Genomic DNA, 13,400 nt, shown 5'->3' on the forward strand with positions numbered 1-13,400 from the left:
AAGGGCGGCGGTCGGATCATCCGACCGCCGCCCTTCCGCTTCCGGGCCCGGCCGGATGAACGGCGGGCCGCCCGGCTCGGTACCATGAAGATTCATCCCCTTCCGGTTGCGCCCGGACCGTACGGGCCTCGGCAGGGGTCGGCCCCGGTGCCCCGAGGAGTGTCCTTGCCCGACGAGGTTGTGCCCACGGCCGCAGCGGCCGCCCCCGAAGACCGCCCCACGCCCTCGGGGGCCACCCCGGCACGCCCGACACCGACCTCCTCGCGCCAGCTCGCCCCGCTCGGCCGCGGCTCCGGCACCGGCGGTGGGATGCGCGCCCGACTGGCCCGCCTCGGCGGCCAGCGCTCCAGTGTGCTCAACCCCGTCCTGGAGCCGCTGTTCCGCTCGATCCGGGCGAACGACCCCAAGGCCGACCCGGCGCTGCTGCGCGACATCGAGCGCGCCTACGCCGTCGCCGAGAAGTGGCACCGCGGGCAGAAGCGCAAGAGCGGCGACCCGTACATCACCCACCCGCTGGCCGTCGCGACCATCCTGGCCGAGCTGGGCATGGACGCCCCGACGCTGATGGCCGGGCTGCTGCACGACACCGTCGAGGACACCGACTACGGCCTGGAGACCCTGCGCAAGGACTTCGGCGACTCGGTGGCCCTGCTGGTCGACGGCGTCACCAAGCTGGACCGGGTCAAGTTCGGCGAGGCCGCGCAGGCCGAGACGGTCCGCAAGATGGTCGTGGCGATGGCCAAGGATCCCCGGGTCCTGGTGATCAAGCTGGCCGACCGCCTGCACAACATGCGCACGATGCGCTACCTCAAGCGGGAGAAGCAGGAGAAGAAGGCCCGCGAGACGCTGGAGATCTACGCCCCGCTGGCGCACCGGCTGGGCATGAACACCATCAAGTGGGAGCTGGAGGACCTCGCCTTCGCGATCCTCTACCCCAAGATGTACGACGAGATCGTCCGGCTGGTCGCCGAGCGCGCCCCCAAGCGGGACGAGTACCTGGCGACCGTGATCGACCAGGTCCAGGCGGACCTGCGCGGCGCCCGGATCACCGCCTCCGTCACCGGCCGGCCGAAGCACTACTACTCGGTCTACCAGAAGATGATCGTCCGCGGCCGGGACTTCGCGGAGATCTACGACCTGGTGGGCATCAGGGTCCTGGTCGACACCGTCCGCGACTGCTACGCGGCGCTGGGCACCATCCACGCGCGGTGGAACCCGGTGCCGGGGCGGTTCAAGGACTACATCGCGATGCCCAAGTTCAACATGTACCAGTCGCTGCACACCACGGTGATCGGTCCCGGCGGCAAGCCCGTCGAACTCCAGATCCGCACCTTCGACATGCACCGGCGGGCCGAGTACGGCATCGCCGCGCACTGGAAGTACAAGCAGCGCGCCGTCGCCGGGGCCTCCAAGGTCCGCACCGACACCCCGACCCAGGTCCGCAAGGACGACAAGGCCGGCGCCGTCAACGAGATGGCCTGGCTGCGGCAGCTGCTGGACTGGCAGAAGGAGACCGCCGACCCGGGCGAGTTCCTGGAGTCGCTGCGCTTCGACCTGGCCAGCAACGAGGTCTTCGTCTTCACCCCCAAGGGCGACGTGATAGCCCTGCCGGCCGGCGCCACCCCGGTGGACTTCGCCTTCGCGGTGCACACCGAGGTCGGCTACCGGACCATAGGGGCCCGGGTCAACGGACGGCTGGTGCCGCTGGAGTCGACCCTGGAGAACGGCGACACCGTCGAGGTGTTCACCTCCAAGGCGGAGAACGCCGGCCCCTCCCGGGACTGGCTGGGCTTCGTCAAGTCCCCGCGCGCCCGCAACAAGATCCGCGCCTGGTTCTCCAAGGAGCGCCGCGAGGAGGCGATCGAGCACGGCAAGGAGGCGATCGTCCGGGCGATGCGCAAGCAGGGCCTGCCGATCCAGCGGATCCTGACCGGCGACTCGCTGGTCACCCTGGCCCACGAGATGCGCTACCCCGACATCTCCTCGCTCTACGCCGCCATCGGCGAGGGGCACGTCGCCGCGCAGAACATCGTCCAGAAGCTGGTCCAGGCGCTCGGCGGCGAGGAGGGCGCCACCGAGGACCTCGCCGAGACGGCCACCCCGACCCACGACAACCGCCGGGCGGTGCGCCGACGGGCCAAGGGCGACCCGGGCGTGATCGTCAAGGGCGTCGAGGACGTCTGGGTCAAGCTGTCCCGCTGCTGCACCCCGGTGCCGGGCGACCCGATCGTCGGCTTCGTCACCCGGGGCAACGGCGTCTCGGTGCACCGCGCCGACTGCGTCAACGTCGAGTCGCTGAGCCAGCAGCCCGAGCGGATGATCGACGTCGAGTGGGCGGCCACCCAGTCCTCGGTCTTCCTGGTGGCCATCCAGGTCGAGGCGCTGGACCGCTCCCGGCTGCTCTCGGACGTCACCCGGGTGCTGTCCGACCAGCACGTCAACATCCTGTCGGCGGCGGTCCAGACCTCCCGGGACCGGGTGGCGATGAGCCGCTTCACCTTCGAGATGGGCGACCCCAAGCACCTGGGCCACGTGCTCAAGGCGGTGCGCGGCGTCGAGGGCGTGTACGACGTCTACCGGGTCACCTCGGCCCGCAAGTGAGGCACGGCGCCGACCGCCTCGGCGCATGAGGAAGGCCCCCGGGGAGCACCCCGGGGGCCTTCGCCGTTCAGCGGGCCGGTGGATCAGCCGCTGAACTCCTCCTGGCTCTTGTGCGCCTGCTCCAGCAGGGTCTGCACGCCGGACAGCTCGGCCTCCAGCTTGGCGGTCCTGGAGGCGTTGCCGGCGGCGCGGGCCTTGTCCAGGTCGGCCTGGATCTTGTCGGCCTTCGCCTGGAACAGGCCCACCATGCCGGCCGCGCGGGCCTTGGCCTCCGGGTTGGAGCGCTTCCACTCGCTGTCCTCGGCCTCGCGGATGGCCCGCTCGACCGCGTTCAGCCGGCCGTCCAGCTTCGGACGGACGTCGCGCGGCACGTGGCCGATGGCCTCCCAGCGCTCGTTGACCTCGCGCAGCGCGGCCTTGGCGGCCTTGAGGTCGGTGATCGGCAGGATCGCCTCGGCCTCGGTGGCCAGCGCCTCCTTGAGCTTCTGGTTCTCCACCTGCTCGGCGTCCCGCTCGCTGAACACGGCGGAACGGGCCTGGAAGAAGACGTCCTGGGCGCCGCGGAACCGCGCCCACAGCTCGTCCTCGACGTCGCGCTGCGCCCGGCCGGCGGCCTTCCAGCGCGCCATCAGGTCGCGGTAGGCGGCCGCGGTGGTGCCCCAGTCGGTGGACGAGGAGAGCGCCTCGGCCTCGGCCACCAGCGCCTCCTTGACCTGCCGGGCCTGCTCGCGCTCGGCGTCCAGGGTCGCGAAGTGCGCCTTGCGGTGCTTGGAGAAGACCGAGCGGGCGTGCGAGAAGCGGTGCCACAGCTCGTCGTCGCTCTTGCGGTCCAGCCGCGGCAGGCCCTTCCAGGTGTCCACCAGGGCGCGCAGCCGGTCGCCGGCCTCCCGCCACTGGGTGGACTCGGCGAGCTGCTCGGCCTCGGAGACCAGGGCCTCCTTGGCGGAGCGGGTCTCGTCCTGGGCCTTGGCGCGGGCGGCCTTGCGCTCCTCCCGACGGCTCTCGATCTCACCGGTGAGCGTGTCCAGCCGCTTGGCCAGCGCGTCCAGGTCACCGACCGCGTGGCCCTCGGTCACCTGAGCGCGGAGGTGCTCCAGCGCGGTCTGGGCGTCCTTGGCGGCCAGGTCGGTGGTGCGCACCCGCTTCTCCAGCAGGCCGATCTCCACCTCGATGCCCTGGTACTTGCGCTCGAAGTAGGCGAGGGCCTCCTCGGGCGAGCCGGCCTGCCAGGAACCCACGACGCGTTCGCCGTCGGCCGTCCTGACGTACACGGTGCCCTGCTCGTCCACACGGCCCCACGGGTCGCTGCTCATAGCGCGTCCTCCACATGACGTCGCGCCCGCGCCGGGGCGGCGCGCGACCGTCGTCCACAGTTGATGTGCGGCGGACCGATGAGTCCGCCGTCCCCGTCCGCCGTGCCTTGCTGCCGAGGGTGACGGCTAGGCGGGTCCGGGCACCCTATACAACGCCAACATAGGCGACCAGGCCCGGTGCTGTCCGCATCCGGGCCGGGCGATTTCGGTCCGGGGCCGGGCGGGGGGCGCTGCGCGCGCCCGCCGCCGGTGGCCCCGGGGTCGATCAACCCTTGGACACGGTAACCGAGTTGAGCGTGACGTCGGCCATCGGGTGGCCGTCCGGGGAGCCCTCCAGGGTGCCCGCGGCGGCGATCTTCTGGACCACGTCCAGGCCGCCGGTGATCTTGCCGAACGGGGTGTAGCTCGGCGGCAGCTGGGTGTCCTTGTAGACCAGGAAGAACTGGCTCCCGTTGGTGCCCGGGCCGGAGTTGGCCATCGCCACGGTGCCCGCCGGGTAGGTCGCGCCGGTCAGGTTCTCGTCCGCGAACTTGTAGCCGGGGCTGCCCGAGCCGCTGGCGGTCGGGTCGCCGCACTGGAGCACGAAGATGCCGTCGGTGGTCAGCCGGTGGCACTTGGTGTGGTCGAAGAACTGCTCGCCCGCCAGGAAGTTGAACGAGTTGACGGTGTGCGGGGCCTTGGCCGCGTCCAGCGCGATGGTGACCTTGCCGCAGTTGCTGTCCAGCGACATGGTGTACGAGGCACCCTGGTCGATCGACATGGCCGGCTCGGCCTTGAACTGCTTGTTGTTGGGCGAGCCCGCCGCCGGGGTGGTGCAGCCCTCGACCGGCTTGCGGGTCGGCGTGGCGGCCGGGTCGGCCTGGGTCGGCGCGGCCTGCGCGCTGGAGGCGGCCGACGCGCTCTTGTCCTTGTCGTCGGAGCTGAACGCGCCGGTGGCGAACAGCGTTCCACCGCCGGCCAGCACCACGACGGCGAGCGAGGCGCCCAGGATCGTGTTGCGCCGCCTGCGGGCGGATGCCGCCTCGGCGCGGCGCTGCATCTGGCGCTCGTACTTCTCGCGGGCGAGCTGCCGCCGCCGCTGTTCGCTGCTGACCACCGGCCGTGTCTCCTGAGCATGTGCGGGAAAAGTGGATGGGTTCCGGAGCGGATCATCGCACCCATCGGCGGCCAAGTGTAGGGACCGGGCCCGTAAGGACGCGGTGAACCTGTCAGGCGCCCGGGCCCGTCACCGCGGATCTGGTTCGCAACCGGACCCGGACCGCCGGTAGGCTTCCCTTACGTCATCACTACTGGTAGCCACCGCAGCCCCCGCCGCACAGACCCGAAGGACGCGCGTGTTCATCGCCGGATTCCCCGCTGGAGCCTGGGGTACCAACTGCTACCTGGTCGCCCCGGGGGCGGGCGAGGAGTGCGTGATCGTCGACCCCGGCCACCAGGCCGCGCGCGGTGTCGAGGAGCTCATCCGTGAGCACCGGCTCAAGCCCGTCGCCGTCCTGCTCACCCACGGCCACATCGACCACGTCGCCTCGGTGGTCCCGGTGTGCGGCGCCCGCGGCATCCCGGCCTGGATCCACCCCGAGGACCGGTACATGATGTCCGACCCGGAGAAGTCGCTCGGCCGCTCCCTGGGCACCCAGCTGATGGGCGAGCTGACCGTCGGCGAGCCCGACGACGTGCGCGAGCTCACCGACGGCAGCGTGCTGGAGCTGGCCGGCCTGCAGCTCACCGTGGACCACGCCCCGGGCCATACCGGGGGGTCGGTGACCTTCCGGACGCCCGGTGCCGAGGACCTCCCCCCGGTGCTGTTCTCGGGCGACCTGCTGTTCGCCGGCTCCATCGGGCGTACCGACCTCCCGGGCGGGGACGGCGAAGCGATCATGCGCTCGCTGGCCCGGGTGTGCCTGCCCCTCGACGACTCCACCGTGGTCCTCTCCGGCCACGGCGGACAGACCACCATCGGCCGCGAGCGCGCCACCAACCCCTACCTCCGACAGGCAGCGGGGGCGGCCGGCGCCCCGGCTTTCCCGCGACGAGGAATGTGACGGAAGAGAAGTTGAGCACCTTCACCGCCCCCAAGGGCACCTACGACCTGCTGCCCCCCAGCTCCGCGACCTTCCTGGCGATCCGCGAGCGCATCGCCGCGCCCGCCCGCCGGGCCGGTTACGGCTACGTCGAGACCCCGGTCTTCGAGGACGTGAAGCTGTTCTCCCGCGGTGTCGGCGAGTCCACCGACATCGTCTCCAAGGAGATGTACACCCTCACCACCAAGGGCGGCGACGAGCTCGCGCTGCGCCCGGAGGGCACCGCCTCGGTGCTGCGCGCCGCGCTCCAGGCCAACCTGCACAAGCAGGGCAACCTGCCGGTCAAGCTCTGGTACTCCGGCTCGTACTACCGCTACGAGCGCGCCCAGAAGGGCCGCTACCGCCAGTTCTCCCAGGTCGGCGCGGAGGCGATCGGCGCCGAGGACCCGGCGCTGGACGCCGAGCTGATCATCCTGGCCGACGACGCCTTCCGCTCGCTGGGCCTGAGCGACTACTCGCTGCTGCTCAACAGCCTCGGCGACAAGCAGTGCCGCCCGGTCTACCGCGCCGCCCTGATCGAGTTCCTCGCCGGCCTGGACCTGGACGAGGACACCCGCCGCCGCGCCGAGATCAACCCGCTGCGCGTCCTGGACGACAAGCGCGAGTCGGTGCAGCAGCAGCTGGTCGGCGCCCCGATGCTGCGCGACTTCCTCTGCGAGGAGTGCAAGGCGTACGACGAGAAGGTGCGCGAGCTGCTCACCGCCAACGGCGTCGCCTTCGTCGACGACCCGAAGCTGGTCCGCGGCCTGGACTACTACACCCGCACCACCTTCGAGTTCGTGCACAACGGCCTCGGCGCCCAGTCCGCGATCGGCGGCGGCGGCCGCTACGACGGCCTGTCCGAGATGATCGGCGGCCCGGCGCTGCCGTCCGTCGGCTGGGCCCTCGGCGTGGACCGCACCTACCTGGCACTGGAGGCCGAGGGCGTCGACCTCGAACTGCCGGCCGCCACCTCCGTCTACGCCGTCGCGCTCGGCGAGGAGGCCAAGAACCTGCTGTTCGCCAAGGTGGTCGAGCTGCGCCGGGCCGGCGTCGCCACCGACCTCGCCTTCGGCGTCAAGAGCATCAAGAACGCCATGAAGTCCGCCGACCGGTCCGGCGCCCGCTTCGCCCTGATCGCCGGGGACCGGGACCTCGCCGAGGGCGTCGTCCAGCTCAAGGACATGAGCACCGGCGAGCAGACCCCCGTCGCCCTCGACGCACTCGTCACCACCCTGAAGGAGAAGCAGCTGTGATCCGCACGCACGACGCGGGCACGCTCCGCCCGGAGCACGCAGGCACCACCGTCACCCTGGCCGGCTGGGTCGCCCGCCGCCGCGACCACGGCGGCGTCGCCTTCATCGACCTGCGCGACGCCTCCGGCACCGTGCAGATCGTGGTCCGCGACCTCGACTCGGTGCACGGCCTGCGGGCCGAGTACTGCGTCAAGGTCGTCGGCGACGTCCGGGTCCGCCCCGAGGGCAACGAGAACCCGGACATCCCGACCGGCGCCGTCGAGGTCGTCGTCAGCGAGATCGAGGTGCTCTCCGAGGCCGCCCCGCTGCCGTTCCCGGTCGCCGAGTACGAGCCCGGCACGGTCAACGAGGAGGTCCGGCTGCGCTACCGCTACCTGGACCTGCGCCGTGAGGGCCCGGCCAAGGGCCTGCGGCTGCGCTCCAAGGTCAACAACATCATCCGCCGGGTGATGGAGGAGAACGACTTCCTCGACATCGAGACGCCGTACCTCACCCGCTCCACCCCCGAGGGCGCCCGCGACTTCCTCGTCCCGGTCCGCCTGCAGCCCGGCCACTGGTACGCCCTGCCGCAGTCGCCCCAGCTGTTCAAGCAGCTGCTGATGGTGGCCGGCATGGAGCGCTACTACCAGATCGCCCGCTGCTTCCGCGACGAGGACTTCCGCGCCGACCGGCAGCCGGAGTTCACCCAGCTGGACATCGAGGCCTCCTTCGTCGACCAGGAGGACATCCTGGCCCTCGGCGAGAAGATCGTCGGCTCGATCTGGCGCGAGGTGCACGGCTACGAGGTCCCCAACCCGCTGCCGCGGATGACCTACGCGGACGCCATGGGCCGCTACGGCTCCGACAAGCCGGACGTCCGCTTCGGCCAGGAACTCACCGACCTCACCGAGTACTTCAAGGGCACCGAGTTCCGCGTGTTCCAGGCCCCGTACGTCGGCGCCGTGGTCATGCCGGGCGGGGCCTCCCAGCCGCGCAAGCAGCTGGACGCCTGGCAGGACTGGGCCAAGGCGCGCGGCGCCAGGGGCCTGGCCTACGTGCTGATCGACGCCGAGAGCGGCGAGCTGCGCGGCCCGGTCGCCAAGAACCTCTCCGAGGAGCACCTGGCCGGCCTCGCCGCCGCGGCCGGCGCCAAGAACGGTGACGCGGTCTTCTTCGCGGCCGGCAAGGAGCGCGCCTCGCAGGAGCTGCTGGGCGCCGCCCGTCTGGAGATCGGCCGCCGCTGCGGGCTGATCGACGAGTCCCAGTGGGCCTTCCTCTGGGTCGTCGACTTCCCGATGTTCGAGCCGATCGAGGACGACAAGGGCCAGTTCCAGGGCTGGCACGCGGTGCACCACCCGTTCACCGCCCCGACCGCGGAGTCGCTGGACACCTTCGACACCGACCCGGGCTCGGCCCTGTCCAACGCCTACGACCTGGTGCTCAACGGCTCGGAGCTGGGCGGCGGTTCGATCCGTATCCACCAGCGGGACGTGCAGAAGCGGGCGTTCGACGCGATCGGCCTGTCCGAGGAGGAGGCGGCCTCGCAGTTCGGCTTCCTGCTGGACGCCTTCAACTACGGCCCGCCGCCGCACGGAGGGGTCGCCTTCGGCCTCGACCGGATCGTCACCCTGCTGGGCGGGTACGACACCATCCGCGACGTCATCGCCTTCCCGAAGACGTCCACCGGTGGCGACCCGCTGACCGGCGCCCCGACCCCGATCACCCCGGCGCAGCGCCGCGAGGCCGGCGTGGACGCCCAGCCGAAGGTCCGCGAGGACGCCAAGTCCGAGGCCCAGCCCAAGAGCTGACGCCACGTCATACGCGCTAACCTTCAACGGCCCCGGACGGTCCACCCACCGTCCGGGGCCGGTCCACAACGGCGTGCGACACAGGGAGAGTTGACACGTGAAGGTCACTACGAGAGTCGAGTGTCCGGAGGACGCCCCGGCGACCAGACGCGTGCACATGGCCGCGTTCCCCGGGCCGGACGAGGCCGACCTGGTGGACGCGCTGCGCCGCGACCCCGCCTGGCTGCCCGGACTGTCGCTGGTCGCGGTGGACGACACCGGGCTGGTGATCGGGCACGCCCTGCTGACCCGGCTACGGGTCGGCGACGGTGGCGGGACCGGTGACGCGCTGGCGCTCGCCCCGGTCGCGGTGGCGCCCGAGTGGCAGCGCCGGGGCGTCGGCGAACTCGTCGTCCGGGCCGCGCTGTCGGCCGCGGAGGAGGCGGGGGAGAAGCTGGTGGTCGTGCTCGGCGACCCGGGCTACTACGGGCGGTTCGGCTTCGCCCCGGCCGGGCGGCACGAGGTCTCCGGCCCGTTCGAGGTGCCGGAGGCGTACTTCCAGGCGCTGCCGCTGCCGGCCTACGACGGCGGCCCGCGCGGGCTCTGCCGCTACCCGGAGCCGTTCGTCGCGGTGTAGCCCCGAGCCCTCCCCGACCTGCGGTACCACCGTTCTGCGCCTACGGTGAAGGGTCATCGGCAGCAGTCGGACGGAGGACCCGAGGGTGGCAGGGGAGCAGCGGACCGCGAAGTCGGAACGACTGGGCAAGAAGCCGTACGAGCGGGAGCTGCTGCGGCTGCAGCAGGAGCTGGTGAAGCTCCAGGAGTGGGTGCGGGTCGAGGGCGCCCGCCTGGTGGTGGTCTTCGAGGGGCGGGACGCGGCCGGCAAGGGCGGGGCGATCAAGCGGGTGACGGAGTACCTGAACCCGCGCATCGCCCGGGTCGTGGCGCTGCCCACCCCGACCGAGCGGCAGAAGACCCAGTGGTACTTCCAGCGGTACGTCGAACACCTGCCGGCGGCCGGGGAGATCGTGCTGTTCGACCGCAGCTGGTACAACCGGGCCGGGGTCGAGCGGGTGATGGGCTTCTGCAGCGACGAGGAGTACTGGCAGTTCCTGCACCAGTGCCCGACCTTCGAGCAGATGCTGATCGAGGCGGGCATCCTGCTGCGCAAGTACTGGTTCTCGGTGAGCGACACCGAGCAGCAACAGCGCTTCCGGGACCGGCTGGAGGACCCGATGAAGCGCTGGAAGCTCTCCCCGATGGACGTGGAGTCGATCACCCACTGGGAGGACTACTCGCGGGCCAAGGACGAGATGTTCGTCTACACCGACATCCCGCAGTCGCCCTGGCACGTGGTGGAGAGCGACGACAAGCGCCGGGCCAGGATCAACATGATCGCCCACCTGGTCTCCTCGGTGCCGTACCACGAGGTCACCCCGCCCAGCATCGAGCTGCCGCCCCGCCCGGCACCCCGCGGCTACCAGCGGCCCCCGCGCGACCTGCAGAAGTACGTTCCGGACCACGCCGCCGGACTGGCGTAGCGGGGACGCCGCGGCGGCGGGGCTGTCGGTCGGCCGAAGGCGGCGGGGCTGTCGGTCGGCTGAACTAGGCTTCCGGTGTGGACGAACCGGACCTCTTCACCGCCGCCGCCGAGGAACGCCAGGCCAGGGAGCCCGGGCGGGCCCCGCTGGCCGTACGGATGCGCCCGCGCACCCTGGACGAGGTGGCCGGGCAGCGGCAGCTGCTGAAGCCGGGCTCGCCGCTGCGGCGGCTGGTCGCCAACTCGCGCGGGCCGGCGGCCACCAGTTCGGTGATCCTCTGGGGGCCGCCCGGTACCGGCAAGACCACCCTCGCGCACGTGATCAGCCAGGCCGTGGAGGGCCGGTTCGTCGAGCTGTCCGCGATCACCGCCGGGGTCAAGGAGGTCCGGGCGGTGATCGACGGGGCCCGGCGGGCGGTCGGGATGTCCGGCCGGGAGACGGTGCTGTTCCTGGACGAGATCCACCGCTTCTCCAAGGCCCAGCAGGACTCGCTGCTGCCCGCGGTGGAGAACCGCTGGGTCACCCTGATCGCGGCGACCACCGAGAACCCGTACTTCTCGGTGATCTCCCCGCTGCTGTCCCGCTCGCTGCTGCTCACCCTGGAGTCGCTGACCGACGAGGACATCCGGGCGCTGCTGCGCCGCGCGGTGGCCGACGAGCGCGGTCTGGAGGGCGCGCTGGAGCTGACCGCGGAGGCCGAGGACCACCTGGTGCGGCTGGCCGGCGGGGACGCCCGGCGGGCGCTGACCACGCTGGAGGCGGCGGCCGGGGCGGCGCTGGAGAAGGGCGAGGCGAGCATCTCGCTGGCCACCACCGAGACGGCCGTCAACCAGGCGGCGGTGCGCTACGACAAGGACGGCGACCAGCACTACGACGTGGCCAGCGCGCTGATCAAGTCGATCCGCGGCAGCGACGTGGACGCCACCCTGCACTACCTGGCCCGGATGATCGAGGCGGGGGAGGACCCGCGGTTCATCGCCCGCCGGCTGATGATCTCGGCCAGCGAGGACGTCGGCCTGGCCGATCCGACGGCGCTGCAGACGGCGGTGGCGGCGGCCCAGGCGGTGGCGCTGATCGGCTTCCCGGAGGCCCGGATCATCCTCTCCCAGGCGGCGATCGCGCTGGCCCTGGCGCCCAAGTCCAACTCGGCCTACCTGGCGATCGACGCGGCGCTGGCCGATGTCCGGCAGGGCCTGGCCGGGGCCGTCCCGCCGCACCTGCGGGACGCCCACTACGGCGGCGCGGGCAAGCTCGGCCACGGCAAGGGCTACCAGTACCCGCACGACCTGCCGGAGGGCATCGCCTCCCAGCAGTACGCGCCGGACTCGGTGCACGGCCGGGAGTACTACCGGCCGAACCGGCGCGGCGGTGAGGTGCGCTACGCGGACACCGTGGAGTGGACCCGCGGGCGGCTGCGCGGGGAGCGCCGGGTGGAGAGGAAGGCCGAGCCGGCCGAGCAGAAGGCCGAGGAGAAGCCCGGGGAGAAGCCCGGGGAAAAGGGCGAGTGATCCACGGGTATACTTCGTCGGAGTGCCATGTCCCGGGACGGCGGCGGGGGAGACCCCACCGACCGGCCGCACCAGCGGGGCGATGGCGGTAGGCCTCCTCCGGGAGGTCCGCAACAGGAGCGTCGCGCACCGTTTCGGTGTCGCGGAGGGCCCGGGTTTCCGGGCCCTTCGTGTGACCAGCACTTCATGTGCCCGGCTCCGGAGAGCGGCTGATCCCTTCGCACAGGCGTCGGGGTTTTCTCCGGGTCGCGACATGCGACCTCCGTCAACACCTGGTGAAAGCCGTATTCGTAAGCAAGGAAGGTTTGGTTCATGGCGAACCAGAAGCGTCCCAAGGTCAAGATCGCGCGTGCGCTCGGCGTGCCGCTGACCCCGAAGTCCGTCAAGTACTTCGAGGCCCGCCCGTACCCGCCCGGCCAGCACGGCCGTGGTCGCAAGCAGAACTCGGACTACAAGGTCCGTCTGCTCGAGAAGCAGCGTCTGCGCGCCCAGTACGACCTGAGCGAGAAGCAGATGGCGCGCGCGTTCGACCGCGCGAAGAAGGCCGAGGGCAAGACCGGTGAGGCGCTCGTCGCCGACCTGGAGACCCGTCTGGACTCCCTGGTCCTGCGTTCGGGCATCGCCCGCACCATCTACCAGGCCCGCCAGATGGTCGTCCACGGCCACATCGAGGTCAACGGCGGCAAGGTCAACAAGCCGTCGTTCCAGATGAAGCCGGGCTTCGTGGTCACCGTCCGCGAGCGCTCCAAGGAGAAGGTCCCCTTCCAGGTCGCCCGTGAGGGTGGCTACGCGGGTGAGGGCCAGACCCCGAAGTACCTCGAGGTCAACCTGAAGGCCCTGGCCTTCCGCCTGGACCGTGCGCCGCAGCGCAAGGAGGTTCCGGTGATCTGTGACGAGCAGCTGGTCGTCGAGTACTACTCGCGCTGACCCGCGCTCGGTTCGCACTTCGCGGAACCGGCAGCGAGCCCCCGTCGCCTTTCGAGGCGGCGGGGGCTCGCCCCTTTTCCGGTGTTCGGTTACCGCTCCTCGCCGGTCATCGCGGCGGCCAGCCGCAGGTGCGGGCGGGCCTCCTCGGCGCGGCCCTGGCGCTCCAGGGTGCGGCCGAGCATCAGCCGGGCGTAGTCCTCGGCCGGGTCGAGGTCGAGGACGCGGCGCAGTTCGGCCTCGGCGCGGCCGAGCTGGGCGGAGTGGAAGTAGCTGCGGGCGAGCAGCAGCCGGACGGAGAGGTTGGCCGGCTCCTCGGCCAGCACGCCCTCCAGCATGCGGGCGGCATCGGTGTACGCCTTGGAGTCGAAGTAGAAGTTCGCGAGGCGGTACTCGTCGTGGACGGCCATGGTGCTCCTTCCGGGTGGATC

Annotated in this window: 11 protein-coding genes; 8 read left to right on the forward strand and 3 right to left on the reverse strand. The window is 71.6% G+C overall.

Features of this window, described 5'->3' with window-relative positions:
* Positions 1-147 precede the first annotated feature (147 nt).
* Positions 148-2,601 (forward strand): RelA/SpoT family protein, encoded by a 2,454-nt coding sequence (locus ACZ47G_RS20940; protein ID WP_465744693.1) that lies wholly within the window; start codon positions 148-150, stop codon positions 2,599-2,601.
* Between the two features lie 83 nt (positions 2,602-2,684).
* Here ACZ47G_RS20940 and ACZ47G_RS20945 read toward each other — a convergent pair whose 3' ends face one another.
* Together ACZ47G_RS20945 and ACZ47G_RS20950 are read right to left on the reverse strand one after the other, a co-directional pair.
* On the reverse strand, positions 2,685-3,914 hold the full coding sequence (locus ACZ47G_RS20945; RefSeq protein ID WP_465744695.1) for a DUF349 domain-containing protein: 1,230 nt from the start codon (positions 3,912-3,914) through the stop codon (positions 2,685-2,687).
* 265 nt (positions 3,915-4,179) lie between these two features.
* Complete coding sequence (locus ACZ47G_RS20950; protein ID WP_465744697.1) at positions 4,180-5,010, reverse strand: peptidylprolyl isomerase; 831 nt, start codon at positions 5,008-5,010, stop codon at positions 4,180-4,182.
* Positions 5,011-5,248: 238 nt separating this feature from the next.
* Here ACZ47G_RS20950 and ACZ47G_RS20955 point away from each other — a divergent pair, with 238 nt between their 5' ends.
* From ACZ47G_RS20955 to rpsD, 7 genes are all read left to right on the forward strand, one after another.
* Positions 5,249-5,956, forward strand: a complete 708-nt coding sequence (locus ACZ47G_RS20955; RefSeq protein ID WP_465744699.1) for an MBL fold metallo-hydrolase — start codon at positions 5,249-5,251, stop codon at positions 5,954-5,956.
* An 11-nt stretch (positions 5,957-5,967) separates the two neighbouring features.
* Positions 5,968-7,230: a histidine--tRNA ligase gene (gene hisS, locus ACZ47G_RS20960; protein ID WP_465744701.1), complete on the forward strand. Its 1,263-nt coding sequence runs from the start codon at positions 5,968-5,970 to the stop codon at positions 7,228-7,230.
* Positions 7,227-9,017, forward strand: a complete 1,791-nt coding sequence (aspS, locus tag ACZ47G_RS20965; RefSeq protein ID WP_465744703.1) for an aspartate--tRNA ligase — start codon at positions 7,227-7,229, stop codon at positions 9,015-9,017. Before hisS ends, aspS begins: the two co-directional genes overlap by 4 nt.
* Before the next feature lie 97 nt (positions 9,018-9,114).
* The gene (locus ACZ47G_RS20970) at positions 9,115-9,633 is read left to right on the forward strand and encodes a GNAT family N-acetyltransferase (protein WP_465744705.1); all 519 of its coding nucleotides are present in this window, start codon (positions 9,115-9,117) and stop codon (positions 9,631-9,633) included.
* 85 nt (positions 9,634-9,718) lie between these two features.
* Positions 9,719-10,537: a polyphosphate kinase 2 gene (gene ppk2, locus ACZ47G_RS20975; RefSeq protein WP_465744707.1), complete on the forward strand. Its 819-nt coding sequence runs from the start codon at positions 9,719-9,721 to the stop codon at positions 10,535-10,537.
* Between the two features lie 77 nt (positions 10,538-10,614).
* Complete coding sequence (locus ACZ47G_RS20980) at positions 10,615-12,045, forward strand: replication-associated recombination protein A (protein ID WP_465744709.1); 1,431 nt, start codon at positions 10,615-10,617, stop codon at positions 12,043-12,045.
* Between the two features lie 312 nt (positions 12,046-12,357).
* Complete coding sequence (gene rpsD / locus ACZ47G_RS20985; protein WP_030240707.1) at positions 12,358-12,972, forward strand: 30S ribosomal protein S4; 615 nt, start codon at positions 12,358-12,360, stop codon at positions 12,970-12,972.
* Between the two features lie 89 nt (positions 12,973-13,061).
* Here the strand turns inward: rpsD and ACZ47G_RS20990 are convergent, their stop codons facing one another.
* Positions 13,062-13,379 carry a tetratricopeptide repeat protein gene (locus ACZ47G_RS20990; protein WP_465744711.1) on the reverse strand — a complete coding sequence of 106 codons (318 nt, stop codon included), beginning with the start codon at positions 13,377-13,379 and terminating at the stop codon, positions 13,062-13,064.
* Positions 13,380-13,400 lie beyond the last annotated feature (21 nt).

It is taken from the genome of Kitasatospora sp. NPDC030952 (assembly GCF_055571335.1).

Coding starts and splice junctions, on each gene's coding strand:
- ACZ47G_RS20990 (WP_465744711.1), bottom strand. CDS start 13,379: ATGGCCGTCCACGACGAGTACCGCCTCGCGAACTTCTACTTCGACTCC.
- rpsD (WP_030240707.1), top strand. CDS start 12,358: ATGGCGAACCAGAAGCGTCCCAAGGTCAAGATCGCGCGTGCGCTCGGC.
- ACZ47G_RS20945 (WP_465744695.1), bottom strand. CDS start 3,914: ATGAGCAGCGACCCGTGGGGCCGTGTGGACGAGCAGGGCACCGTGTAC.